The organism is Micromonospora sp. CPCC 206060 (assembly GCF_036906895.1).
Lineage (GTDB): Bacteria > Actinomycetota > Actinomycetes > Mycobacteriales > Micromonosporaceae > Micromonospora.
In genome coordinates this window covers 20,478-45,517 of record NZ_JBAKHU010000051.1, presented here as the reverse complement: position 1 = coordinate 45,517, position 25,040 = coordinate 20,478, and the positions used below count along the sequence as shown (strand labels likewise).

At 70.8% G+C, this 25,040-nt stretch carries 25 protein-coding genes and 1 pseudogene; 14 read left to right on the top strand and 12 right to left on the bottom strand.

What is annotated here, in order from left to right; all coding sequences use genetic code 11:
• Positions 1-616: 616 nt before the first annotated feature.
• The 6 genes from V6U90_RS25035 to V6U90_RS25010 all read left to right on the top strand — a co-directional run bounded on the left by V6U90_RS25035 (position 617) and on the right by V6U90_RS25010 (position 3,480).
• Positions 617-1,495 carry a helix-turn-helix domain-containing protein gene (locus V6U90_RS25035; protein ID WP_334441356.1) on the top strand — a complete coding sequence of 293 codons (879 nt, stop codon included), beginning with the start codon at positions 617-619 and terminating at the stop codon, positions 1,493-1,495.
• Entirely contained in the window at positions 1,488-1,688 is a 201-nt protein-coding gene (locus tag V6U90_RS25030) for a DUF397 domain-containing protein (protein WP_334441353.1), read from the top strand. Before V6U90_RS25035 ends, V6U90_RS25030 begins: the two co-directional genes overlap by 8 nt.
• 188 nt (positions 1,689-1,876) lie before the next feature.
• Positions 1,877-2,140 (top strand): hypothetical protein, encoded by a 264-nt coding sequence (locus V6U90_RS25025; RefSeq protein WP_334441350.1) that lies wholly within the window; start codon positions 1,877-1,879, stop codon positions 2,138-2,140.
• An 8-nt stretch (positions 2,141-2,148) separates the two neighbouring features.
• Positions 2,149-2,409, top strand: coding sequence for a hypothetical protein (locus tag V6U90_RS25020; protein WP_334441348.1), 261 nt, complete (start codon positions 2,149-2,151; stop codon positions 2,407-2,409).
• On the top strand, positions 2,406-3,068 hold the full coding sequence (locus V6U90_RS25015; RefSeq protein ID WP_334441346.1) for a hypothetical protein: 663 nt from the start codon (positions 2,406-2,408) through the stop codon (positions 3,066-3,068). Before V6U90_RS25020 ends, V6U90_RS25015 begins: the two co-directional genes overlap by 4 nt.
• Entirely contained in the window at positions 3,052-3,480 is a 429-nt protein-coding gene (locus tag V6U90_RS25010; RefSeq protein WP_334441343.1) for a hypothetical protein, read from the top strand. The genes V6U90_RS25015 and V6U90_RS25010 overlap by 17 nt, the downstream gene beginning before the upstream one ends.
• Before the next feature lie 80 nt (positions 3,481-3,560).
• Here V6U90_RS25010 and V6U90_RS25005 read toward each other — a convergent pair whose 3' ends face one another.
• Positions 3,561-3,881 carry a hypothetical protein gene (locus tag V6U90_RS25005; RefSeq protein WP_334441342.1) on the bottom strand — a complete coding sequence of 107 codons (321 nt, stop codon included), beginning with the start codon at positions 3,879-3,881 and terminating at the stop codon, positions 3,561-3,563.
• Between the two features lie 22 nt (positions 3,882-3,903).
• Positions 3,904-5,166, bottom strand: coding sequence for an acetyl-CoA C-acetyltransferase (locus V6U90_RS25000; RefSeq protein ID WP_334441340.1), 1,263 nt, complete (start codon positions 5,164-5,166; stop codon positions 3,904-3,906).
• Between the two features lie 126 nt (positions 5,167-5,292).
• Between V6U90_RS25000 and V6U90_RS24995 the strand changes: the two genes are divergently transcribed.
• Genes V6U90_RS24995 through V6U90_RS24985 form a run of 3 tightly spaced genes read left to right on the top strand, consistent with a single transcriptional unit; the run spans position 5,293 to position 11,097 of the window.
• Complete coding sequence (locus V6U90_RS24995; RefSeq protein WP_334441338.1) at positions 5,293-10,152, top strand: HD domain-containing protein; 4,860 nt, start codon at positions 5,293-5,295, stop codon at positions 10,150-10,152.
• Positions 10,145-10,483, top strand: a complete 339-nt coding sequence (locus V6U90_RS24990) for a hypothetical protein (RefSeq protein ID WP_334441336.1) — start codon at positions 10,145-10,147, stop codon at positions 10,481-10,483. The genes V6U90_RS24995 and V6U90_RS24990 overlap by 8 nt, the downstream gene beginning before the upstream one ends.
• Positions 10,480-11,097, top strand: a complete 618-nt coding sequence (locus tag V6U90_RS24985) for a hypothetical protein (RefSeq protein WP_334441334.1) — start codon at positions 10,480-10,482, stop codon at positions 11,095-11,097. The genes V6U90_RS24990 and V6U90_RS24985 overlap by 4 nt, the downstream gene beginning before the upstream one ends.
• Before the next feature lie 22 nt (positions 11,098-11,119).
• On the opposite strand, the gene V6U90_RS24980 is transcribed toward V6U90_RS24985, so the two are convergent.
• Positions 11,120-11,926 carry an SGNH/GDSL hydrolase family protein gene (locus V6U90_RS24980; protein WP_334441332.1) on the bottom strand — a complete coding sequence of 269 codons (807 nt, stop codon included), beginning with the start codon at positions 11,924-11,926 and terminating at the stop codon, positions 11,120-11,122.
• Positions 11,923-13,059, bottom strand: a complete 1,137-nt coding sequence (locus tag V6U90_RS24975; RefSeq protein ID WP_334441330.1) for an SGNH/GDSL hydrolase family protein — start codon at positions 13,057-13,059, stop codon at positions 11,923-11,925. Before V6U90_RS24975 ends, V6U90_RS24980 begins: the two co-directional genes overlap by 4 nt.
• A 191-nt stretch (positions 13,060-13,250) precedes the next feature.
• On the opposite strand from V6U90_RS24975, the gene V6U90_RS24970 reads away from it, so the two are divergent.
• Together V6U90_RS24970 and V6U90_RS24965 are read left to right on the top strand one after the other, a co-directional pair.
• Positions 13,251-13,607, top strand: a complete 357-nt coding sequence (locus V6U90_RS24970; RefSeq protein ID WP_334441327.1) for a DUF1232 domain-containing protein — start codon at positions 13,251-13,253, stop codon at positions 13,605-13,607.
• A gap of 83 nt (positions 13,608-13,690) precedes the next feature.
• Complete coding sequence (locus V6U90_RS24965; RefSeq protein WP_334441368.1) at positions 13,691-15,061, top strand: cystathionine beta-synthase; 1,371 nt, start codon at positions 13,691-13,693, stop codon at positions 15,059-15,061.
• Positions 15,062-15,455: 394 nt separating this feature from the next.
• Here the strand turns inward: V6U90_RS24965 and V6U90_RS24960 are convergent, their stop codons facing one another.
• The 7 genes and pseudogenes from V6U90_RS24960 to V6U90_RS24930 all read right to left on the bottom strand — a co-directional run bounded on the left by V6U90_RS24960 (position 15,456) and on the right by V6U90_RS24930 (position 19,507).
• Positions 15,456-15,965: a GNAT family N-acetyltransferase gene (locus tag V6U90_RS24960; protein WP_334441324.1), complete on the bottom strand. Its 510-nt coding sequence runs from the start codon at positions 15,963-15,965 to the stop codon at positions 15,456-15,458.
• A complete protein-coding gene (locus tag V6U90_RS24955) occupies positions 15,962-16,891 on the bottom strand; it encodes a ribonuclease Z (protein WP_334441322.1) in 930 nt (309 codons plus the stop codon). The genes V6U90_RS24960 and V6U90_RS24955 overlap by 4 nt, the downstream gene beginning before the upstream one ends.
• 394 nt (positions 16,892-17,285) lie before the next feature.
• Positions 17,286-17,597: pseudogene (locus V6U90_RS24950) on the bottom strand (N-acetylglutaminylglutamine amidotransferase); the annotation flags it as partial.
• A gap of 257 nt (positions 17,598-17,854) precedes the next feature.
• Positions 17,855-18,517, bottom strand: coding sequence for a peptide-methionine (S)-S-oxide reductase MsrA (gene msrA / locus V6U90_RS24945; RefSeq protein ID WP_334441320.1), 663 nt, complete (start codon positions 18,515-18,517; stop codon positions 17,855-17,857).
• 90 nt (positions 18,518-18,607) lie between these two features.
• Positions 18,608-18,784: a hypothetical protein gene (locus V6U90_RS24940; protein ID WP_334441318.1), complete on the bottom strand. Its 177-nt coding sequence runs from the start codon at positions 18,782-18,784 to the stop codon at positions 18,608-18,610.
• Positions 18,774-18,998 carry an NUDIX domain-containing protein gene (locus tag V6U90_RS24935; RefSeq protein WP_334441316.1) on the bottom strand — a complete coding sequence of 75 codons (225 nt, stop codon included), beginning with the start codon at positions 18,996-18,998 and terminating at the stop codon, positions 18,774-18,776. Before V6U90_RS24935 ends, V6U90_RS24940 begins: the two co-directional genes overlap by 11 nt.
• 107 nt (positions 18,999-19,105) lie before the next feature.
• Positions 19,106-19,507 carry an HIT family protein gene (locus tag V6U90_RS24930; protein WP_334441365.1) on the bottom strand — a complete coding sequence of 134 codons (402 nt, stop codon included), beginning with the start codon at positions 19,505-19,507 and terminating at the stop codon, positions 19,106-19,108.
• 189 nt (positions 19,508-19,696) lie between these two features.
• Between V6U90_RS24930 and V6U90_RS24925 the strand changes: the two genes are divergently transcribed.
• The 3 genes from V6U90_RS24925 to ilvA all read left to right on the top strand — a co-directional run bounded on the left by V6U90_RS24925 (position 19,697) and on the right by ilvA (position 24,334).
• On the top strand, positions 19,697-20,839 hold the full coding sequence (locus tag V6U90_RS24925) for a cystathionine gamma-synthase (RefSeq protein ID WP_334441314.1): 1,143 nt from the start codon (positions 19,697-19,699) through the stop codon (positions 20,837-20,839).
• Positions 20,840-20,856: 17 nt separating this feature from the next.
• Entirely contained in the window at positions 20,857-22,266 is a 1,410-nt protein-coding gene (locus V6U90_RS24920; RefSeq protein WP_334441312.1) for an amidase, read from the top strand.
• Positions 22,267-23,113: 847 nt separating this feature from the next.
• Positions 23,114-24,334, top strand: coding sequence for a threonine ammonia-lyase (gene ilvA / locus V6U90_RS24915; RefSeq protein ID WP_334441310.1), 1,221 nt, complete (start codon positions 23,114-23,116; stop codon positions 24,332-24,334).
• 41 nt (positions 24,335-24,375) lie between these two features.
• Here the strand turns inward: ilvA and greA are convergent, their stop codons facing one another.
• Positions 24,376-24,873 carry a transcription elongation factor GreA gene (gene greA, locus V6U90_RS24910; protein WP_334441308.1) on the bottom strand — a complete coding sequence of 166 codons (498 nt, stop codon included), beginning with the start codon at positions 24,871-24,873 and terminating at the stop codon, positions 24,376-24,378.
• Positions 24,874-25,040: the final 167 nt, after the last annotated feature.

The window sequence follows — 25,040 nt, the reverse complement described above, 5'->3', positions numbered from 1 at the left end:
CCGCAACACCGCGTTTTCCCGCCGCAACACCGCGTTTTCCCGCCGCAACCCGGCGTTTTCCCGCCGCAACCCGGCGTTGTCCCGCTCCAACTCAAGAACCCGGGCCTCCAACCGGGCAAGCCGCTCAAGCAGCTCCACGATGGACGGCGTTCCGGACACCCAACCATGATCCAACCCGAACGACCCAGGTCAAGCCGACCCGCCGACGAGCACCTGACCAGTCACGCCAGAAGAAGACACGCATGACGGGACCTGCCTCTCACGGAAGGTGATCTCAGATGGGGGTGGGATGCCACCCGTCCGCCGCGAACGGGCACCACCCCACCCCCGCCCCACCACCGCCACTCCGGTTAGCAGCACAGCAGCAGGGCAGCCCAAAAACCCCAGGTCAATCAGGGTTTCCACAGTGGGCTGTGAGGGCAGTCAAGCACTCAGCAAGGTGAAATGCAATGTCTCACAGAAGGCGGATAACATGACCTGTAGAGATCAATACTTCCACTGAGTAGCGTGTCTATTGTTTCTGAGACATTGTGAGGGTCTAATTGAAACAGCGGCACGTCGCAAGTAATCCAACGACCGGAGGCGGGAATTGTCACAAGTAGTAACCGGATCGACGATGCTGCGGCGTCAGATCGGTCGTAAGTTCGAAGCCCTGCGCAAGGCAGCCGGCCTCACCATGGAGCAGGCGTGCGAACGCCTCGACCGGGCCAGGGCGACCCTGCACCGGATCGAGAGCGGCGCCGAGAACGTCCGGTACCGGCAGGCCGATGTTGAGCAGATGCTCAGGCTCTACGGCGCCTCAGCCGAGGACAGCGAACTCCTGCTCGCCATGACCGCCGCCACCCGGGAGAACAAGAACTGGTGGCACGACTACATCGGCTCGGGGCTCCCGCGCTGGTTTCAGCTCTACATCGGACTGGAAGCCTCAGCCGCTACCATCCGTCAGTACCAGGTCGAGCTGATTCCCGGCTTGCTCCAGACCCGCGCCTACACCGAGCAGCTATTTCGGATGCCCGGTGGTGCCATCGACGCGAACGACGACACCGAGCGCCAGCGAGCCGTGCAGTTGCGGATCGAGCGTCAGGCGCTGCTCACCCGCTTTGCGGCACCGCAACTCAGCGTGATAATCAACGAGGGAGTACTACGCCGGCAGGTGGGCAACGAGGCGGTCATGGCCGAGCAGCTCAGTCAGCTCGTGAAGGCCGCCGAGTTACCGAACGTGACCGTCAGAGTGCTGCCATTTTCTGCCGGACTGCACGCCGGAGCGATGGCCGGCGCCTTCTCGATCCTGGATTTTCCTCACGGACGCAACGACGAGGAGGTGGAGCCACCCGTGACCTACCTGGAGGCAGCCACCGGAGCCATCTACCTCGACAAGCCGCACGAGACGAGCGCCTACAACGCCATCTGGGCCGACATGGCGGCTCGCGCCCTCAACGACTCCCGGTCCATCACCCTGATCCAGCACATTGCAGAGGAGTACTCCCGTGCCTGACCTGACCGGCGCCCGCTGGCGCAAGTCCACCCGCAGCAACAACGGTGGCGAGTGCGTCGAGGTGGCCGACAACCTGCCCGGCGTCGTCGGCCTCCGGGACAGCAAGGACCCGACCGGCCCGACCCTGACCGTCTCCCCCACCACCTGGCGCACCTTCGTCGACGGCGTGAAGAGCAGCGCATTCGCTCGTTAATCCTGCAAGTTGAGGTGGACGCCACCGGTTACCCGACCTGGTTGGCGTCCACTTTTAGAACATGGCGTGATCGTCGGGGTATGTGCCCGCCACCTTACTTCCGATAGTGTTCGTCCAGCCACGCAGAGGGAGCAACCCTGGCCCCGCGCTGCGTCCGGCACCCTCGCCCCTCCACGAGGAAGGACGACATGGCCAGCATCGAGGACGTCAAAGCCGCACTCTTTCAGATCGCCGAGCAGGCCAACACCACGGTCCACCAGATCCAAGCCAGCCTCGAAAGCACGGAGCGGATGCTGATGCAGCTCCGTGCCATTGCCGCCGGCACCGGCCACCCCGCGATCGCTGAAGCCATCGCCCGTGCAGAGCAGAGCAAGCAGCGGCTGATGGAGGCCGCGACGCTCGCGCAGGGCAGCGCGGCGGCCACTCGTCAGTACATCAGCGTCCTCGGCTGATCCCGGCAATGAGCATCGAAGAGGTCAAAACCAACCTCGGGTTGGGTAGTCGGGCGTTGGACGAGGCACGCACCACCATCCAGCGTGCTGGCATGGAGCTAGCCGATGCGACCGCCTTGGCCCTGTCGGCGCTCCAGGGCACCTCACATCCTGATGCCGAGAAAGCGCGTGCAGTGCTGGCGAGCGCAGCCAAAGAAGTCGAACTGACGGCCCGGCGGGTCAATGTCGCAAAGGAGCACGCCGAGCGCTATCTGAAGGCCCTGGGATGACGATTCTCCTGGGAGAGGTGATTGGGCAGCTCCGTGCAGCAGTGGAACGTCTGGATGCCGCTTCCATCACTGCACGTCGCTCCCAGGAGGACGTGGAGCATGCCTACCGGCTATACGTCGCATCCGCAGGAAGCAGCAGCAAGCCGGATATCCGGGCAGCCATCAGCGAGAGTCGCACCGCAGCCGAAAAGGCCAGCAAAGTCGCTCGGCTAGCCAGTGTCGCCGCCACGCATCTCGCCGCCTACACGAACACGATCGCCCCTGGATCGATGCAGCCAAGTAAGGCAACAGATTCGGGGACACGCTCCGGTGAGGAAATAGCAAACGAGGCGGAGAGCAGAGGAAGCAAGGCCGAGGCATTTCTGCGGCGACACGTCAAGAAGGCCGACGAGACTGAGGGTAACCTGCAAAATGCGGAAAAATCGGCAACCGCAGGTTTCAAACAGCTCGCCCAAGAACTCAAGGGCGGTGCTGGCGGGACAGGCAGCACGACATCGACAGCACAGCCGAAGCCTGTTACACCGGCTGGTCAACCAGTGGTGGAGCACCCTGTCACGGCAGTAATCATGGCAACAGGTGCCGCCATCGTGGGCATCAAGGGACTGTGGAACGCGATCAAGAAACGCCAGGAAGGGAAACGCCGTGGCAGTCAACCGTGAAATGGTGGACTACATCCGCACGATGCTCAAAGGTGAGCACGCGGAAAACGACCGTCTGGAATCACTTCTGGACGAGCGCGGGTGGGACGGTTTCCCGACTCTACTCGGAGCGGTTTTCTATTTCGCTGTCAATCGGCGTTTCAGCGAGAGTGCAACTGCTGCCGAAATCATGTGGTTCGTCACGGAGATGCGGGCCAGTGCCCCTGCCGGCGGGTCCGAGACCGACGCTAACAGCGCCGAAAAGCTCATCCGTGCGGCGCTTGACCCGAGCATCGAGGCCGACGTTGAGCCGCAGATGGCCGGACGCATTCAGGGCATGGTGATTCTTCACATCCTCGGCGGAGGTAACGTCTCCGATGAGGAGCTTGATGCCCTGCTCGATGAGGCGTTCGGCCTCGCCCAGCGGCTGTAGCACGGCCTACGACAACTCGGGTACCCCACGGAGCAGGGACAACGCGTCCGGTCGGAGCTGAGGGCACCGCGTCGCTTTCGTCAAAGGGCGTGGCGGGTGGCGGCCACCTCGGCTGCCGCGTCGGCCAGCACCGCCGCCGGGGCACTGGCCGCCACCAGGTCCGCGCTGACCACCCGGAGCTGGTCGGGCAGGGTCAGGTCGTTGTCGAGCCGGGGTACCGTCCGGCGGGGCTGACCCTCGGCGTCGGCGGCCCGGTTGGCGATCTCCTGTACCAGCCGGTGCACCAGCGCGGCCCGGGAGGCGTTGCCTGTGGTGGCTGTGGCCCCCCAGCGTGGTCCCTGCCAGTGCCCCACCTGCCGGACGAGCAGGTCCACCGCGCGGGTCAGTTCGTCGACGCTCACCGGCCCGAGTCTACGAACCCGGTCAGCTCAGCCGCTCGATGACCATCGCCATGCCCTGGCCGCCGCCGACGCACATGGTCTCCAGACCGATCGTCTTGTCGTGCCAGTCGAGGGCGTTGATCAGGGTGCCGGTGATCCGGGCACCGGTCATGCCGAACGGGTGGCCGACGGCGATCGCGCCGCCCATCACGTTCAGCTTCTCCAGCGGGATGCCGAGCTGCCGGTACGACGGGATCACCTGGGCGGCGAACGCCTCGTTGATCTCCACCAGGTCGACGTCGTCGATGGTCATGCCGGCCCGCTTCAGCGCCTGCCGGGACGCCTCGACCGGGCCGAGCCCCATGATCTCCGGGGAGAGGGCGCTGACCCCGGTGGAGACGATCCGGGCCAGCGGGGTGATGCCCAGGTCCCGGGCCCGCTGCTCGCTCATCACGACCACGGCGGCGGCCCCGTCGTTGAGCGGGCAGCAGTTGCCGGCGGTGATCCGGCCGTCGGGGCGGAAGACCGGCTTCAACCCGGCCACACCCTCCATGGTCACCCCGGGGCGGGGCCCGTCGTCGGTGCTGACCACCGTGCCGTCCGGGGTGGTGACCGGGGTTATCTCCCGGCCCCAGAAGCCGTCGGCGATCGCCTTCTCGGCGAGGTTCTGGCTGCGTACCCCGAACTCGTCCATGTCGGCGCGGGTGACGTCGTACGCCTGGGCGAGGTTCTCGGCGGTCTGCCCCATGGTCAGGTAGATGTCCGGCAGTTCGCCGGCCTCGCGCGGGTCGGTCCAGACCGGTGCGCCGGCCTGGGTCCGCTGTGCCGAGCGCGTCCGGGCGGCGTCGAAGCGCGGGTTCTCCCAGCCGCCGCCGACCAGGGCCTGCGCCTCGGGCGGTAGGGCGTCGGAGTTGCCCCGGGCGTACCGGGAGACGCACTCGACCCCGGCGGAGACGAAGGTGTCGCCCTCACCGGCGGCGATGGCGTGGAACGCCATCCGGGTGGTCTGCAACGAGGAGGCGCAGTACCGGGTGAGGGTGGCGCCGGGCAGGGTGTCCAGGCCGAGCAGGGTGGCGACCACCCGGGCCATGTTGAAGCCCTGTTCGCCGCCGGGCAGGCCGCACCCCAGGTAGAGGTCGTCGATCTCGGTCCGGTCGAGCTGGGGGAGCTTGTCCAGGGCGGCCTGGACGATGGTGGCCGCGAGATCGTCCGGGCGGACGTCGCGGAGGGAGCCCTTGCCGGCCCGGCCGATAGGGGACCGGGCGGTGGCGACGATGACGGCGGTGCGGGACGGATCAGTCGGCATGAGCCAACGTTAACTCGTGAGTAACTTAGCTGGGTAGAGGGCTTGGGGCTACCACGGGACGTAGCGACGCTGTGGCATGATGTGCCCTCCCTCCGCCCCTCGTGGATCCCTTCGGAGACCTCCGTCATGACAGACCGTCTTGCGCTGCTGATCGGTGTCCCGGGCTGCGAGAACTCGCCGTTGGAGGTGATCCCGGAGTCGGTGGTCCGGGCCGATGTCACCCGGATGCGCGACGTGCTCCTCGACTCCGGCTACGCGGTGACCGTGCTCGGTGCGGCACCCGAGGCGGAGGCCGGGGAGACGGCTATCCGACAGCCCGCCTCCCGGGGGCTGATCATCGGGCAGATCAAGGAGGCGTGCCGGGGCGTACCGGTGGGCGGCACGGTGCTGGTCTACTTCTCCGGGCACGGGGTCAACCTCGACGGCAAGGACTGGCTGATTCCGACCGACGGCCACTGGCTGACCGCGGATGAGGAGTTCGACCCGGACACCCTGGTGCCATTGGACCCCGCGAGATATCTGGACCGCTGCCCGGCCCGACTCGTGCTCTTCGTCGTCGACGCGTGCCGGGACGGTGGCGGCGAGTTCGGTGGACAGGCCCTGGCCGCCACCCGTGCCCCGGTCGCCGCCCGCCCCGCCAACGGCGTCTTCGCCCTGCTGGCCGGCTGTTCCCCCCACGAGGTCTGCCGGTACGACGAGCAGGGCAGCTTCTTCACCCAGACCCTCGCCGACATCCTGGACAAGCGGCACCCGGCACAGACGGTGAACGCCGTCTTCGCGCACGTCAAGCAGCGGATGCTGCGTCGCTCCCGGCGCTCGGACGGCCCGCACCAGGAACCCCAGCTCAGCATCGCGCTCTCCGACGCGGATCAGGACACCCCGGCCGGGTTGCCGATCTGCGCGGGCGAGCAGGTCTTCGAGGCCTGGCAGGAGGCGGTCCGGCAGTCACCGCTGTGGCAGCTCTGCACGGATGTGCCGGCCGACCGGGTCGAACATCTCCGCGAGGGGCTGGCCGAGCTGGTCGAGGAGTACGCCCGGCAGTGGCGGGACGCCCAGGAACTGCTGACCAGCCGCAGCGGGCTCACCGACCCGTGGACCGACCACGACTATCCGGTACGGGTGACCGGCCGGCTCGCCCAGCTGCTCGATGTCGACGGGGACACTCCGCCGAGGCTCTCCCCAGCCGAGGCCGGTCTGCTGGTGGCCGCTCCCTTCCTGCGCGAGGCGGTACTCGCCGAAGGGCTGGCCGAAGCGGCCATGTCCGCCCCGACCGACTTCCGGCGTACCCACGCCCCCGGCCCCCGGTCGGACCTGGAGATCACCCACTCGATCCACCAGCACATGTGCCACCGGGCCGAAGGGCTGGCCGCCCGGGGCCGGACCGCCGAGCGGGACGCGCTGGCCATGTGGCTGGTGCACCGCTGGGTGACCGGCCGGCAGGACCTCTGGGACAGCTCGCGGACCGCCGAACTGTGCCGGCGGCTGGCCGCCCGCCTGCTCGACGAGCCGGCCGACGGCTCCGGACCGTGGACCACCGAACTGTCCGGGGTGCTCGCCGGCCTGGTCCCCTGCCTCGGCACCGCGATCTCCACGCTGAGCGGTGACGAGCTGACCGGGTGTGCCGTACCGCAGTTCCGGAGCCCGGCCCTGGGTGGCGTGCTCTCGCTGGCCGGGGTGCTCGCGGTGGACGTCCGTCGGCTCGACCCGGTGGTCGCCGACCACGTCGGCATCCGGGACGCGCTGGACCTCGACGAACTCCGGACGAACCTGAGCCGGCTGTACTGGGAGGGGGCGGCCGGGCCCAGCGGCCGGGGCCTGGACCTGCGGACGGTCTGTACCCATCCGGCCGTGCACCGGGCCCTGCTGGAGGTGGCCGAGCGGGCCGAGCAGAGTCGGGCGGCGGCGGTCCGGCTGGCCAGCCGACCCGGTGTGGATGCCAGGCTGTTCGCGGCGTTTCCGGTCGTGGTCACCGCAGAGGGCATCACCCCGGCGGGTACCGGGGTACGCAACGAACGCCGCTACGAAAAGGAGCTGCCGCGCTTCCGGCTCTCCGACGACAAGATCAAAGAACTGCTGATGGGCCGGCAGCTCTACGGCGACCCCGCGTTGGCGCTGCGCGAGTTGTACCAGAACGCGCTGGACGCCTGCCGGTACCGGCAGATGCGTCGGCGGTACCTGCTGGCGAAGGGTGTACCGGCGCCGGAGTGGCACGGTCGGATCATCTTCACCCAGGGCGTGGAGGACGGCCAGCCGTTCATCGAGTGCACGGACAACGGCGTCGGGATGGACGCCGACACGTTGAAGAACACCTTCGCCCAGGCCGGCCAGCGGTTCGTGCACCGTGACGCGTTCCGCCGGGAGCAGGCCCGCTGGCAGCGGGTCGACCCCGAACTGCGGCTGATCCCGAACAGCCAGTTCGGCATCGGGGTGTTCAGCTACTTCATGCTCGCCGACGAGATCTCCATCCGGACCCGGGCCACCAACGAGTACGCCGAAGCGGTCGGGGACACCCTGCGGATCGACATCAGCAGCAGCGGCAGCCTGTTCCGGATCCGGCGGGACCACGGCGTGCCGGACGGCGGGACCAGCGTCCGGCTGCTGCTGACCGGCGAGGAGAAGGTCTCGGTCCGGCGTACCCTCGACGAGCTGATCCTGCTGCCCGAGTTCGACCTGGAGATCCGCGAGGAGGGCCGGCAGCCGGAGCGTTGGCCGGCCGGCGAGCTGCGCTACATCGGCGGCGACGCCCTGCCGGTGCGGGTCACCGACCGGGTCTGGTGGGTGGCCGGCAGGGGCGGCCTGACCGCCGACGGCATCCAGACGGACGAGACCGGTCACGGTTACGTGGTGGACCTGCGGGACCGGCAACGCCCCCGGTTCACGGTGGACCGCAGGACGCTGCGCGACTGGGACCGTGACTGGGTCGCCGGGGCGCTGGACGAGGGACTGCCCCACCTGGTCGGCTGGCCCGGCCTCACCCTGCGCTGGCTCTGGACGGTGGCCGAGTCGAAGCCGGAGGTCGCTCAGCAGGTCTACGACTACCTGGTGGCGCACGGTGTCACCGTCCCGATGGGTGGCGAACTGAGCACCGACGAGGTCGATCCGGCCCAGGTCGGCTGTTTTCCCGGCGACGATTCGCTGCTGACGGCGCCGGAGAGCTTGTCATCACACTACGCACCCTGGCTCTGGGCTTGGCGGCGTGCCGCCTGGTCGATGCCCCCGCAGTTCGATGACTGGGCACTCCAGCCGATCTGTGTGGACGGCCATCCGGTCCCCGACGCCCTCGACGGGTTCCTGCTGAGCCAGTTCCTGCAGAGCGATCAGAACGTGGTCAGTGTCCGATCGTTTGTCGGGATCGTCGCGGACAGCGGCTGGCGGCCCGCACAGGTGTACCGCCGGATGCGCCGGTTCGTGATCGCCGGGCTGGACCTGCGGGCATTGCGGACCGCGTTGCGGGTGGACCTCGACCGCGTGCCTTCGGCGCTGCTGGCGGCGGTGCTCTCGGCTCTCAACACAACCGTCGAGCCGGATCCACCGGTTGCGGTGCTCCTGGTGCGCGCCTCCATCCGGGAGTCGCTCAGCATCCGCGAGGTGCTTGACCAGCTCCGTCCCTGGTTGCCGCCGGACAACCCGATCGCGTTGCTCGATTCGGCGGAGTTGGCCGACGACGTCTGTACCTCCGCCGATCTCGCGTTGCTCTCCCGGGACCTGGACGGGAAAGCACCCTGGATCCCGCTCCAGGTGCCGCTGGCGCACCTGAGCCGGGCGGCGAACAACAACCGGGTGTCAGTGGACGAGGTGTGGGAGTCGCTGCTCCGCTGGGCTCCGTTGGGCTACCAGCTACCGGACCGGAAGGCGACCGCCCTGTCGTTGAGCAAGCTCGAACAGGAGATTCTGCGGGGCATCGCGGGGCAGGGACCGGCGCGGCTCAGCCGCTGGTGGCTGCACAACTTCGCGGGCCCGGACCGGAGCATCCGGACGATCTTCGACCAGTTGAGCCGGCTGGTCGCGCAGGGTCTGGTCGACCTGCCTGCGGTCGGCACCGTGCCGGACCTGGTACCGGACGCGACGGACCGCGCGTTCGTCGGCCGGCGCGGCTTCGGCCGCGAGGACAACTGGCAGACCACGGCGAGGATCATCGCGGCGCTGATCGCGCCCGGGCCGGCCTGGGCCGGGACCGGACGGCCCGGTCAGCCCGCGCTGATTGCCGCGCTGGCGCGCAGCACCGGGCCGCTCACCGCGCCGCAGTTGTTCGCGCTCGCTGAGAGCAGCAGCCTGCCACCGGCTGCCTGCATGGCGGAACTGCGACGGCACGGCCTGGTCGACGAGGTGGACCCGCTCGCCACCGCCCTGGTCGAGGCGTCGGCGGAGGATTGCCCGACGGAGTGGGACGTCATACTGCTCTGTGTCGAGCAGGGCCACGACATCGTCTGGCGTACCCGGTTGGCGCCGGCCTGGGTGGTCAGGCACGCCTTCCAGTCCGGCAGCACGATCGCCAACACCATGCAGATGGCGGCCTGCTACCGGTCGCTCGGTGCCCCGGTGCTGGAACTGCCGGCGGATCTGCCCGACGCGTGTGCCGGATTGCGGCCGGATGCCGTGGATCTCGCACTCCTGCCGGAGGCCGACGATAGGGACGAGCCGGTCTCCGCCGTCACTGCCCTGCACCTGGTACGGGAGGCCGGACGGCTCGGGCTGACCCCGCCCGAGGCACAGCAGCGGCTGGACCGGTACGCCCCGCTGGGGCTGACCTTCGACTACGATCCGGCTGCCGTCCCGGACGGGGTGGTGCGCTGGCAGGACCTGATCCTGCTCTCCGCCCACTTCGACGGGTACGAGCCGACGGTCGGCCCGGTTGTCCCCGACGCGCACATCGAGCGCTGCGCCGACCTGACCGGGGAGACTCCGGCCTGGGTACGCACCCGGTTGCGCCACTACGCGCCCATGTTCGACCTCACCGTGCCCCCCGAGGAGGACCCGGTTGACTGACCAGCCGACCGTCGTCACGCCGCACAGCGGCATCAGCTACACCGAGCAGGGATTCGGCCTGCTGGCCGGGTTCGACGTGGTCCTGCGGGAGAAGGGCCTGGACATCACCGGGGTCTGCCCGGCCTGCCGGGGACGGACGGTGAGCAGCCACGAGATCGGCAGCCCGCACGGCTACAAGGGCATCTTCCCGAGACGGCGGGCCGGCTCGGCACCGAAACCGCCGGCCGGGCCGGTCACGGTGATCTGCGCCTGCGGTTTCCCGCACGCCGAGCGCCCGGCCGAGTCCGGTGAGTCCGGCTGCGGGGCGTACTGGAAGGTGACCCTGCCGTGAGTATCGCCGAGAAACGGTGGGCGCAACTGGCCCAGGAGACCCAGTTCCATCAGCTCGACTCGCTCCGCCGGCAGGCCGAGGGGTGGCGGACCGGGCTCGCCGGCCTGACCGCCCTGCTCGGCGCGGTGCTGATCGTCAAGGGCCGCAGCGACATCTCGAATCTGGCCCCCGGGGTCCGGTACCCGGTCGTGGTGCTGCTGGCGGTGGCCTTCATCCTGCTGGTCACCGCGTCCCTGCTGGCGCTGCGGGCGGCCTCCGGCTGGCCGGACGACGAGATCTATCTGACCGGTGAGTCGCTGCGGGCCTGGCACGCCGAGGAGAGCGACCGGATCCGCACCGGCATCCGGCGGGCCGCCCGGCTGATGGTCGCCGGCCTGGTGGTCCTCGCCGTCGCGGTCGGGCTGACCTGGCTCGGTCCGGGGGAGAGCCGGGCGCCGCTGGTGTCGGTGGAGACGGCCGCCGGGCCGGTCTGCGGCGAGTTGGTCGGGGTGCGGGACGGTCACCTGATCGTGGGCCCGGTCAAGGAGGCGGCGGGAGCTCAGCCCGACCGGCCGGTACCCCGGCTCATCTCGTTGCCGCAGGTGACCCGGCTGACCGTGGTGAAGAGCTGCTGACCGGCCCGGCGACCCGGGACGGTCAGCGGCGGGCGGCGGCTGCTGCTGCGGCGGCCACCGCCGGCAACAGCGCGTGCGCCCAGACCCGGTAGCCGTCCGCCGACGGGTGGAAGCCGTCGTGGCAGAGCGTGCCGGCATCGGCCCGGAACACCGGCCCGGTCTCGGCGCCGAGGTCCACCACCGCCCCGCCGGCCTCCAGTACCGCGTTGGCCTGGGCCTGCGCGGTCCGCCGGCCCAACCAGCCGACGACCTGCCGCAGCGGTGGTGCGATCGCCCGGACCGCACCCAGGTCGGGGCAGGTGCCGACGACCACCTCCACGCCCGCGTCACGCAGCCGGCGTACTGCGGCACCGAGGTAGGCGGCCGACTCGCTGGCCCGGCGGGCCGAGGTCGCGTCGTTGGCGCCGATCAGGATCACCGCCACGTCCGGCCGCTCGCCGAGCAGTGCCCGGGCCACCTGGGTGGCCAGGTCGGTCGACCGGGAACCGGAGACGCCCACGCTGCTCAGGCGTACCTGCCGGTCACCGGTCGGACCCTGCTCCTCGGCGAGCAGCCGGGCCAGCTGGCCGCCGATCGTGTCGCCCACCCGGTCCACGCCCACCCCGAGGGCCGACGAGTCACCGAGCAGGACCAGACGCAGCGGGGTGGCACCGGCCCGCCCGACGGTGGAGCGCAGGGCCAGCCCCAGTTCGGGCTGCGCGTACCGCCGGGTACGCGCGACGAACGCCTCCCCAGCGAGGACCGCCGCACCGCCGACCGTGCCGGCGATCAGCGTGAGGGCCGCCGCCCGACCCACCCGGGCCGCACGCCCGCTGCCGCGTTCGCTCATGCTCGTCCCTCCACTGCGGGTGCCTCGGTGGCCGTGTCCGGAGCCGGGGGCGCCGGGGTGTCCGTCGGGGCCCCCGCCTCGGGCGGATGCGGCGCCGATCCGGCCCCGAACAGGGCCCGTCGGCGGCGCAACTGCGCCCACCGGCCGGCCGGTCCCCGCTCCCGGCCACTGACCCGGGTGCCGCTGACCTCCGTCCCGGCGTGCCGCGCCGCCTCCTGCGCGGCCTCCGGCAGTGACCGTACGCCTTCGTGCCGGCCGAGGGCACCCCTGCGTTCCGGGGCGGAGCCGAGCGCGGAGAGCACCGTCGGCAGCAGGGCGGCCGCAGCGACCGCGTACCCCTCGGCGGACGGATGGAACCGGTCCCAGGCGAACATCCGGCCCGGCTCGGCGGCGAACCGGGGGCCGAGCAGGTCACCGAGGGAGACGCTCCAGCCGCCTGCCTCGACCACCGCCACGGTCTGCGCCGCCGCCAACTGCCGGCCCCACCGCCGGGCGACCCAGCGCAGCGGCGGCTTGATCGGCTGGATGGCGCCCAGGTCGGGGCAGGTGCCGACGACCACCTCGGCGCCGGCCGCGCGCAAGTCACGGACCGCGTCGGCCAGGTAGCGCACCGCCACCCACGGCGGGGTGCGGTTGGTGACGTCGTTACCGCCGATGAGGATGACCGCGATGTCCGGCTGCACCTCCAGCGCGGCCTCCACCTGGTGCGGCAGCCCGCTGGAGAGGCAGCCCACCACGGCGAACCGGCGCAGCTTCACCGGCCGGCGCAGCCGCCGGGACAGACCGGTGGCGAGCAGCGCGGCCAGGGTCTCCCGGGGGCGGTGCACGCCGTAACCGGCCGCCGAGGAATCACCGAGCACCACCAGGGTCAACGGTTTCCCGGGGAACTTGGGGCCGTAGAGGCCGTCACAGCGCGGTGGGGGCGCCTCCGCCATCGGGATGGTCCGGCGGGCCTGGCGGGCCTGCCCGAGCAGAACCCCGGTCGTGACGGCGGCGGTCAGCGCCGCCCCACCCGTGCCGAGGGCGGCCATCCGGGCCAACCGCAATGCCCGGTGCCAGGTCGAGCGGGCCGACGGGACCGACCGGGCCGGTACCACTGAACCGACTGGTACCCCTGACCCGGTCACACCCATGAACCGACAGTATCGCGCTGGCGCGACGACCGCTGTCGGCGTCACGGCTTGTCCGTGCCTACCCGGGTGCCCCGTTGGGTACGTGTCCAGGCGGGTCGGTACCGTGCCCGGCCCACCCGCGCCGCCCCCGGTCCGGCTCCGCGCCGGCCCTTGCCCCCGGGCGGCACCATGTGGCCACTAGGAGGGTGCAGATGACGAAGAATCTGAAGCGGACCGCTGCCTTCACCGCGCTGGCCCGCGCGTTGACGGCGGGGGCCAGGGGCGGCCCGTCGCTCGGGGCCCGGCTCATGGCGCTGCCCCGCATGGTCGGCGCGACCTTCCGTGGCGAGTACGACGGTGGCCTGCGGATCGCCGCGATGGCGGCGGCCACGGCGTACATCGCCTCCCCGGTCGACCTCATGCCGGAGCTGTTCCTGACCGTGTTCGGGCTGGCCGACGATGCGATCATGGTCACCTGGCTGGCCGGCGCCGTGCTCGCCGAGACCGAACGGTTCCTGGAGTGGGAGGCCCTCAAGGAGTCGGTGATCCCCGGCCACGTGGTGGGTTGACGGCACGTAGGCTGGCCGGTACACACAGCAGAACCAACGCCCGGCCATCAGCCGTCGGCGCCTTTCCGGAAGGGCACATCGAGGTGCGCTACTACGACAATGTCGTCGAGCTGATCGGCAACACCCCGCTGGTACGGCTCCGTAACGTCACCGACGGGATCTCGGCGACCGTGCTCGCCAAGGTCGAGTACCTCAACCCGGGCGGTTCGGTGAAGGACCGGATCGCCCTGCGCATGGTGGAGGACGCCGAGCGGGCCGGGCTGCTCAAGCCGGGTGGCACGATCGTCGAGCCGACCAGCGGCAACACCGGCGTCGGCCTGGCGCTGGTGGCCCAGCTCAAGGGCTACAAGTGTGTCTTCGTCTGCCCCGACAAGGTCAGCCAGGACAAGCAGGACGTGCTGCGGGCGTACGGCGCCGAGGTGGTGGTCTGCCCGACCGCGGTCGCCCCGGAGGACCCTCGCTCCTACTACAACGTCTCGGACCGGCTGACCCGGGAGATCCCCGGCGCCTGGAAGCCCGACCAGTACAGCAACCCGGCCAACCCGCGCTCGCACTACGAGAGCACCGGCCCGGAGCTGTGGGAGCAGACCGGTGGACGGATCACCCACTTCGTGGCGGGGGTGGGCACCGGCGGCACCATCTCCGGCATCGGCCGCTACCTCAAGGAGGCATCCGGTGGCACGGTCCGGGTGATCGGCGCCGACCCGGAGGGCTCGGTCTACTCCGGCGGCACCGGCCGGCCGTACCTGGTCGAGGGGGTCGGCGAGGACTTCTGGCCGCAGACCTACGACCGGGACATCTGCGACGAGATCGTGGAGGTCTCCGACAAGGCGTCGTTCGAGATGACCCGGCGGCTGGCCCGGGAGGAGGGGCTGCTGGTCGGCGGCTCCTGCGGGATGGCCGTGGTCGCCGCGCTGGAGGTGGCCCGCAAGGCCGAGCCGGACGACGTGGTCGTGGTGCTGCTGCCGGACGGCGGCCGGGGCTACCTTTCCAAGATCTTCAACGACTCCTGGATGGCCCGGTACGGCTTCCTGAGCACCGGCGGCTGCGAGGCGACGGTGGCCGAGGCGCTGGCCGGCAAGCCGGGTGGCATCCCCGAACTGGTGCACGTGCACCCCACCGAGACGGTCCGCGACGCCATCGACTACATGCGCGAGTACGGCGTCTCGCAGCTCCCGGTGCTCAAGGCCGAGCCGCCGGTGGTGACCGGTGAGGTGGCCGGTTCGATCGCCGAGCGGGACCTGCTCGACGCGCTCTTCACCGGTCAGGCCAACCTGCACGACACGATCGAGCGGCACATGGCGTCGCCGTTGCCGATGATCGGCGGCGGCCAGCCGGTGAGCGAGGCGGTCGCCCTGCTGGAGAAGTCGGACGCGGCGCTGGTGCTGGTCGACGGCAAGCCGAAGGGTGTGCTCACCCGCCAGGATCTGCTGACCCACCTCGGGGCCCGCTGACCTGGGGCTCTACCGCCGGGACCGGTCCGGGCTCTACCGCCGGGACCGGTCCGGGCTCTACCGCCGGGACCGGGGCCCGGTCCGAGGCACCCCCCGCCCTGTCCGGGTACGCCACCCTCGATCCACTCCGTTTTCAGGAAGTCGGGCTATCGGATCGGGGCTGACACCGCGACTACCAGGAAATCGAGTGGATCATAGAGCGGTGGTCGAGGCTGCTCAGGGCGGAAGCGGGTGTCCGGTGTCATGTCGGCGGGACAGTCGGCCCTCGTGCGCTGGCGCAGACGGTGCAGCTCGACAGGCGGCGAGTCAGAGGGTCTGCTGCGGCTGTTGACGAACGGGCGATACCGGATCGCCACGGACCGTCCGCCCCACCGCACCACGTACATCCTCACGGTCAGGGCAGGGTGCGGGTGTAGCGGAGCTGCCGGACGGTGACCGACCCGAGCTGCTCGTCGCGCTCGACGCCGTCCGCCACCCAGCCGCCGCGCTCGTAGAACCGCCGGGCCCGCCCGTTGTCGCGGAGCACCCAGAGCACGGCCCGGTGCCAGCCACGCCGGTGCAGGCTGGTCAGTGCGTCGGTCATCAGGGCCCGCCCGATTCCCCGTCCCTGCTGGCCCGGTTCGAGATGGATCGCGCAGAGCAGGCCGAGCGCCGGACCGCTCTCGTCCGGCCCGAGGTAGGTGAAGCCGGCGATCCGCCCGTCCTGCTCGGCGATGGTCAGCAGGTGACTGTCCCGCTCGTGCGACCACCGCTCGACCCAGTACCGGCCCATCATCTCCGCCGTCGGCTTGGCCAGCGCCTCCTTCGGCAGGAAGGGACTGTAGGCGGCGATCCGGGAGCGCTGGTGCAGGGCACCGATGGACATGAGGTCGTCGGCCGTCGCCGGCCGTAGTGTGATGATCACCCAGTTGAGGGTACCCGCCGGGGTGGCACCGAAACCGTACCGAGATCCTCGGCGACCACCAGGTCACCGTCGAAGTGCTCGCGGGCCTCGTCGGCGAAGCGCTGCGGGTCGGCGTACCGCTGGGAGAAGTGGGTGAGCACCAGCCGGCGTACCCCGGACTCGGTCGCCACCCGCGCGGCCTGGGCGGCTGTGAGGTGCCCGACCTCGGCGGCGAGCGCGGTATCCACGTTGAGGAAGGTCGACTCGATCACCAGCAGGTCGGCCTGCTCGGCGAGCGCGTAGACGCCGTCGCAGAGCCCGGTGTCCATCACGAACGCGAAACGCTGCCCGGGACGCGGCGCGCTGACCTCCGCCAGCGACACGCGACGGCCGTCGACGTCGAGGTGGCCGGCGCGGATCAGCTCACCGACGGCCGGGCCGCTGATGCCGTACGCCTTCAGCCGGTCGGGGAGCATCCGGCGCTCGTCCGGCTCGATCAGGCGGTAGCCGTACGTCTCGATCGGGTGCCGCAGCCGGCGGGCCTCCAGCGTGCCGACCGGGGTGGTGAGCCGCCACCCGTCCCGGTCCACCGGCTCCGCGCGGACGTCGGCGGTCTCGTGGAACGAGCTGGCGTGCCGCAGCCGGGCGAAGTACTCCGTACCGCCGGCCGGGAAGTGCACCGGCACCGGGTGCGGTACCCGGTCCAGGGAGAGCCGCTGGATCATGCCCGGCAGGCCGAGGCAGTGGTCACCGTGGAAGTGGGTGACGCAGATCCGGGTCAGGTCGGTGGCAGTGATGCCGGTGTACAGCAACTGCCGCTGGCTGCCCTCGCCCGGGTCGAAGAGGATCACCTCGTCGTCCCAGCGCAGGACGTACCCGTTGTGGTTGCGCCGCCGGGTCGGCACCTGACTCGCGGTGCCCAGCACGGTCAGCTCTCGCATCGACACGGGTCGGGCCTTTCGGATATGAAGCGACCCCCGGGGCTTCCGTGCTCGCGCACGGGCCGGCTGGACTGGGCCGGCACCCCGGGGGTCGGGTGGCTGACGTGGATTCGCCGCACCGCTGCCACACGGTCTCGACGATCTTGACTGTCAAGGACAGCGGCTAGCGGACAGCCACCTCACGAGTCCGATAACTACACAAAGCCTGGACCACCTCCCTTCCCGTGTATCGTCACGCTATCCACTTCCGGACGGCACCGGCAACGGAATTTGGTCACAGGTTTCTCAGTCCCCGGCGATGCCGATCGGGCCGTCCCGGGGGCCCTCCTCCGACGCGGGCTGCACGGACAACGACGGGAAGTCCGCCAGGTCGCCTTCCGGCTCGGCGTCCCACTCCGGGAAGGACCTCGCTGTCACCCTCGGAGAAGAAGCGGTGGCCCTTCGCGGCGAGTTCGGCACGCAGTTCGCGGTAGTTGTAGATGCAGCCGTTGAAGACGCCGGTCAGCCCGGCCGTCGGGTCGGTGATCGGCTGCCCGCTGGCTGCCGACAGGTCGATGATCTTGAGTCTGCGGTGACCGAGGGCGACCGGTCCCGCCGACCACGCCCCGGCGTCGTCGGGACCACGGTCGTCCATCGTCGCCGTCATTCGCTCCACCGCCGCCACGTCGGCGCGGGAGCCGTCCCGCCGGTACTCGCCAGCCAGTCCGCACATGCCAGGCAATGCTGCCAGAGGTCACCGGTAGCCGCCTGTTGAGCGGGTACCGGCACGACGCTCTGATTGCTAGAATACGCCACCCTGGTGACGGTGTGTTGCTGAAGCTGTCCGGCCTGCCGCCCGGACTGACACCTGATCCGGTTCCGACGGCTCGGATACCTGTGAAAAGGGCCTCAGTCGGGGCGGGTGCGTCCCGACCGGTGGGCGGGTCAGCCGGGCGGGTACCGGTCGGCTAGCCAGCGGTGCCGGCGGGTTCAGCCGGCGGTGCGGGCCACTCCGACCGGGCAGCTCATCCCGGTCGGGCCGTGGTTGCAGTAGCCGTCCGGGTTCTTCGTCGGAGCCAGGTACTGCTGGTGGTATGCCTCGGCGAAGTAGTAATCGCCCAGTTTGTCGATCTCGGTGGTGATGTCGCCCTTGCCGGCGGCCCGGACGACCGGGTTGAACGCGTCCCGGGACGCCTTCGCGGCGGCAAGCTGCTCGTCGGTGGTGGCGTAGACGGCCGACCGGTACTGGGTGCCGACGTCGTTGCCCTGGCGCATGCCCTGAGTCGGGTCGTGGTTCTCCCAGAAGACCTTCAGCAGGTCCTCGTAGGCGATCCGCGCGGGGTCGTAGACCACCTGGACCACCTCGGTGTGCCCGGTCAGACCGGAGCAGACCTCCTCGTACGTCGGGTTCTGGGTGATACCGCCCGCGTAGCCGACGGACGTGGTGATCACCCCCGGGAGGGTCCAGAACAGCCGCTCGGCACCCCAGAAGCAACCCATTCCGAAGACCGCGACCTGGGACCCCTCGGGGAACGGGCCGTTCAGCGGGGTGCCCAGCACCTCGTGCGGGGCGACCACCGGCATGGCGATCGGGCGGCCGGGCAGGGCCTGGTCGGGGGTGGGCAGTTCGGCCTTCATACGGCGCAGGAACACGGGGTCTCCTCTCGTACCTCTCCAGCCTGCAACACCGGAGGGTCGTGGATCCTTACCCGGTGTCGCCCGGATCAGGCTTCCGGCTGAGCCTCAGGACCACTCCTCGTCCGGCTCGTCGATCTCCTCGCCGGCCAGGAACCGCCCGAGCAGCGCCGGCAGCCGTCCGGGATAGAACAGGTCCGTGCTGCCGGTCACCTCGGTCACCGGCCACCAGCGGAAGTCGAAGTAGTCCTCGTCCTCGTACTCCACCCGCGCGTCACCGACCACGGCCGGTCCGGGCGTCGCCAGCCGGACCGCGACGATCACCTCGTTGTTGACCAGCCGCCGCCCCCGGTAGCGGAAGGTCGCGCACCGCCGCCTCGCGGTATGTCTCGCCCGGTTCGAGCCCGCCGCCGGGCAGCTCCCACCAGGTGCCCTGCTCGGGATAGGTCGGATCCTTGGTGTGGAAGAGCAGCACCCGGCCGTCGGAGTCCCGCACCACCAGCCGTACGACATCCGCTCGATGATCTGCACGGTTGCAGGGTCGCAGACCGGAGGTGTTAACAGGGGGCCCTTCCTCTACCGAAAGCGTTAACCGGGGGCCCTTCCTTACCGCAGTGCTGTGCTGATCTGGTCGGCGTACGCCCGGGCCTCGGCGTCGTCCGCGTAGCGGGTACGCGGCCAGAAGAAGCCGCGCAGTCCGTCGCCCTTCGTTCTCGGTACCACGTGGGTGTGCAGGTGCGGTACCGACTGGGAGACCCGGTTGTTCATCGCCACGAACGTCCCGCCCGCGCCGAGACCGATCTCCACCGCCACCGAGAGCCGGCGGACCAGCCCGAAGTAGGCGGCCAGCGCCTCGACCGGCAGGTCGGCCAGGGTGACCAGGTGGTCGCGGGGCACCACCAGCACATGGCCCCGGAAGACCGGCCGAGTGTCCAGGAATGCCACCCCGGCCGGCTCGTCGGCTACCCGGAACGCCGCCGTCCGGCCCGCCACGATCGCGCAGAACACGCAGTCCACCCGGCCAGGCTAGGGGACCGGCGGGCCGGGTGCGCCCGCGTGCCTCCCGGGCCCGCCGGGACAGCTGTTCCGGCGGGCCCCGGGTCGGTGGCGCCCGGCCGGACGGCGCCGCGCTGGCGGTGCCTGCGCGGCGCCGGGTTACGGCCGCCACCCGGGCACCGGGGGACTAGCCTCACGGGAATGACGTACGGCTTCGAGACTCTGGCGATCCACGCCGGCCAGGAACCCGACCCCCGGACCGGCGCGGTGATCCCGCCCATTTTCCAGACCAGCACCTACGCCCAGGACGCGGTGGGGGCGCCCCGGCTCGGCTACGAGTACAGCCGCTCGGGCAACCCGACCCGGGACTCGCTCCAGGAATGCCTCGCCGCGCTGGAGGGCGGTCAGGTCGGGCTCGCCTTCGCCAGCGGGCTGGCCGCCGAGGACGCCCTGCTGCGTACCGTCTGCGTCCCCGGTGACCACGTGGTCATCCCCGACGACGCGTACGGCGGGACGTACCGGCTCTTTGCTCGGGTGGCCCAGCGCTGGGGGCTGGACTTCACCCCGGCGAAAATCTCCGACCCGGACGCGGTACGCGCCGCGATCATTCCGGGCCGGACCAGGATCGTCTGGGTGGAGACGCCGACCAACCCGCTGCTCGGCATCGCCGACCTCGCCGCGCTGGCCGCCGTCGCGCACGACGCCGACGCCCTGCTGGCCGTCGACAACACCTTCGCCTCGCCGTACCTCCAGCAGCCGATCGCGCACGGCGCCGACGTGGTGGTGCACTCCACCACCAAGTACATCGGTGGGCACTCGGACGTGGTGGGCGGTGCGCTGGTCACCGCCGCGACCGACCTCGGCGAGGAGCTGCGCTACCACCAGAACGCGATGGGTGCGGTCAACGGGCCCTTCGACGCCTGGCTGACCCTGCGGGGCATCAAGACCCTCGGGGTACGGATGGACCGGCACTGCGACAACGCCGAGCGGATCGCCGACTACCTCAACGGCCATGCCAAGGTGGCCCAGGTGATCTATCCGGGTCTGCCGGAACACCCGGGCCACGAGGTCGCCGCCAAGCAGATGCGCCGGTTCGGTGGGATGATCTCGTTCCGGGCGGCCGGCGGCGAGGAGCAGGCGGTCGAGATCTGCAACCGGACCAGGCTGTTCGTTCTCGCCGAGTCGTTGGGCGGGGTGGAGTCGCTGATCGAGCACCCGGGCCGGATGACACACGCGAGCGTTGCCGGCTCGCCGCTTGAAGTTCCCGCCGATCTCGTGCGACTGTCTGTCGGCATCGAGACCGCCGACGATCTGCTCGCCGACCTGGAGCAGGCGCTCGGCTGAACCGCTGGCTGGGGAGGGTGGCCGTGCAGGACATCATGCCGACCTGGGTGGGCGCGACGGCGAAGCAGATCGCCCGGGCGGTCCGGCGCGGTGACGCGTCGGCCACCCAGGTGGTGGCCGACCACCTTGACCACATCGACCGGGCCGACCGGGAGCTGGCTGCTTTCCGGACGGTCCGGGGCGGTGAGGCGATCACCGAGGCCGAGAAGGTCGACGAGCAGGAGGACCTGGCCAACCTGCCGTTGGCCGGCGTGCCGGTCGCGGTCAAGGAGAACACCCCGGTGGCCGGGCTGCCCACCTGGAACGGCTCGGCCGCCGCGCGTACCCCGGTCGCCGAGGACGACCACGAGATCGTCCGCCGGCTGCGCGGGGCCGGCGCGGTGATCGTCGGGGTGACCCGGATGCCGGAGCTGGGGCTCTGGGGCGTCACCGACGACGACAGCGGGGTCACCCGTAATCCCTGGCAGCCCGACCGGACCCCCGGTGGCTCCTCCGGTGGCGCGGCGGCGGCTGTCGCCGCCGGACTGGTCCCGATCGCGCACGGCAACGATGGTCTCGGATCGATCCGCATCCCGGCCGCCTGCTGCGGCCTGGTCGGGCTCAAGCCTGGCCGGGGTGTGGTACCCAGCCAGCTCGGCGCGAGCGACTGGTTCGGCCTGGCCGAGCAGGGCATGCTGGCCAGCACGGTGGCCGACGCCGCGCTCGGCTTCGCGGTCCTGGCCGGTCGCCGCCCGGAGAAGCTGGTGCCGCCGCAGCGGCTGCGGGTCGGCGTCTCACTCCGGTCACCGGTGCGGGGCGTCAACCCGGACGCGCCCAACCGGGACGCGGTCGCCGTCGCCGGCCGGCTGCTCGCCGTCGCCGGGCACGACACCGTACCGGCCGACCCGGTGTACCCCACCGCGCTCGGCCTCAAGGGCTTGGCCACCTGGTTCGCCGCAGCGGCCCAGGACGTCCGGGCGGCCGGGCTCGATCCGCGTACCCTCCAGCGGCGCAGCCGCCGGCACGTCGCGTTCGGTGAGTGGGCGGAGCGGCGCGGGTACGTCCGGGAGGCCGACCGGGCGGCCTGGCGGGAGCGGTCCGTCGGGTTCTTCGCCGACCACTCGGTCGACCTGCTGCTCACCCCGGCCCTGGCCGCGGTGCCACCGGCCGCCACGGGCTGGGCGACCCGCTCCTGGCGCGCCAACCTCACCACCAACATCCGGTACGCCCCGTACGCCGCGCCGTGGAACATCGCCGGCCTGCCCGCGCTGGTGGTACCGGTCGGCCGGCGACCGGACGGACTGCCGGTGGCGGTACAACTGGTCGGCCCGCCCGGGTCGGAGCTGCTGCTGCTCGGGGTGGCCGGCCAGTTCGAACTGGCCGCGCCGTGGCCCCGGCACGCGCCCGGGTACCCGCGGGTGAACACCGGATCGACCGCCACCTGCTGACCGACCAGCGTGACGCACCGACGAGCGAGCACAAAGGACGGTTCGTCGGTGCGTCGCCAGACCTGCGGGGACGTGTCCCTGTGGGTTTCGTCGAGCGGCGATCGGTGTGGTGGGGCGGGCAGGCCGTGGTGGGGACGGTTCGGGTATCGCCCGTTGGTCGACAGCCGCAGCAGACCTCTGACTCGCAGCCTGTCGAGCTGCACCGTTTGTGCTGGCGCCCGAGGCCGGCTGTTGAGCCGGGATGACGCCGCCACCTGTTTCTGCCCTGATCGGCCTCGACCACCGCTCTATGATCCACTCGTTTTCCTGGTAGTCGCGGTGTCAGCCCCGATCCGATAGCCCGACTTCCTGAAAGCGGAGTGGATCGAGGCGGGTGTACCCGGACAGTTGCTGGGCGGTCGTCGGCGCTGCGCCCGACCGGCCGACCATGACGGCGGCTGTGCCTGACGGGTCCACCATGACGGCGGCTGTGCCCGACCGGCCGACCATGACGGCGGCTGTGCCCGACCGGCCGACCACGACGGCGGCTGTGCCCGACCGGCCGACCACGACGGCGGCTGTGCCTGACGGAAACGTGGCCGGGGTGCCGTGAGACGCTGCTCCGTCTTTGCTAGCAGCTCGACAGCGTCCCACCAGGGGATGCCCCGCACCGGCCGGGGGCAGGCCTCCACGGTTTTCAACGAGTGCGAGACCTGCCCACACCCCACTGGACGCCGGACCGCTCCACCTGGGGGCGCAGACGGCCACCGCGGGCGGGATCGGCTGGGCGGCTTCGGTCGCCCGGATCGCCCGGGGTGCCGGTCCCGCCGCCGACGGGGTCCATCGAGGCAGGTGGCACGATCGGGGCATGAGTGATCTGGTCGGTCTCACCGACGTACAGGCCGCCCGGGAACTGCTCGCGGGGGTCACCCGGACCACCCCGATGGAGCCGTCGCGGCCACTCACCGCCGCATTCGGTGGTCCAGTCTGGCTGAAGTGCGAGCACCTGCAACGCGCCGGGTCGTACAAGGTGCGGGGCGCGTACGTCCGGATCGCCCGGCTGTCGGAGGCAGAGCGGGCCCGGGGTGTGGTGGCGGCGAGCGCCGGCAACCACGCCCAGGGGGTCGCCCTTGCCGCCGGGTTGCTCGGCACGAACGCGACCGTCTTCATGCCGGCTGGTGCGCCGCTGCCCAAGGTCGCCGCCACCAAGGGGTACGGCGCCCGGATCGAGCTGGTCGGCAGCACCGTGGACGAGTCCCTGGTCGCGGCGCAGGACTTCGCCGAGCGGACCGGGGCGGTCTTCATCCACCCCTTCGACCACCCCGACGTGATCGCCGGACAGGGCACCGTGGCGCTGGAGATCCTGGAGCAGTGCCCGGAGGTACGCACCATCGTCACCGGAGTGGGCGGGGGTGGTCTGGTCTCCGGTATGGCGGTCGCCGCCAAGGCGCTACGCCCGGACGTCCGGGTCATCGGCGTGCAGGCGGCCGGCGCGGCGGCCTACCCGCCCTCGCTGATCGCCGGTGAACCGGTACGGCTGCCCGAGTTCGCCACCATCGCCGACGGGATCGCCGTGGGCCGACCCGGTGAGATCACCTTCGCGCATGTCCGCGAACTCGTCGACGACATGGTCACCGTCTCCGAGGAGGACATCTCCCGGGCGCTGCTGATGCTGCTGGAGCGGGGCAAGCAGGTGGTCGAGCCGGCCGGCGCGGTGGGTGTCGCCGCGCTGCTCGCCGGGGTGGTGGAGGTCGGGTCACCGGTGGTGGCGGTCCTCTCCGGCGGCAACATCGACCCGCTGCTGATGCTGCGGGTGATCGAGCACGGCCTCGCCGCCGCCGGCCGGTACCTGCGGTTGACGGTCCGCTGCTCGGACCGGCCGGGGCAGTTGGCCTCGCTGCTGCGGGAGATCGCCGAGCACCGGGGCAACGTGGTCGACGTCGAGCACCAGCGGGCGAACCCGCGCCTGCGGCTCGGTGAGGTGGAGGTGGCGCTGTCGGTGGAGACCCGGGGGGCGGAACACTCGGACAAGCTGATCAGCGCGTTGCGGGGCAGTGGCTACCAGGTCGGGTTCGCCGCCGGGGAGTGACTGCTCCCCGGCGGCGCTGCCGGCTGTCGTCGTCGGGCGGATCAGCCGCTGAACGGCTCGAACCGGACGACGGTGACCTTGATGTCCGCGCCGCTCGGGGCGGTGTAGGTGACCGCATCACCGGGCCGGGTGCCGAGGATCGCCTTGCCGAGTGCCGACTCGGGGCTGTAAACGGTCAGTTCGGTGGTCGAGGAGATCTCCCGCGACCCGAGCAGGAACGTCTCGGTGTCGTCGGTGTCGTCGTCGAAGTAGATCGTCACCACCATGCCGGGCGAGACCGTGTCGGCGTTGGGTGCCTCGCCGACCTGGGCGGTCCGGAGCAGTTCCTGGAGGTAGCGGATCCGCCCCTCCTGCTTGCCCTGCTCCTCACGGGCGGCGTGGTAGCCGCCGTTCTCCCGCAGGTCGCCCTCTTCGCGCCGGGCGTTGATCTCAGCTGCGATCACCGGACGGTTGGCGATCAACTCGTCGAGTTCCGCCTTGAGACGGTCGTGCGCGTCCTGGGACAGCCAGGTGGCGGGCGCCTCGTTGTCAGTGGACACTGGCGAACTCCTCGGTTGGTTAACTGGCTGATGGGTGAATTACCAAACTACCAGTGCGGCACATATCCGGCTGCCGGTGATCACTCGCGGACAACCGGTCACCCGGCCGCACCAGCCGTCGCCGGACAGTCTGCCCGGGTGGTCCGACAGAAACAGCCGGTGACGGT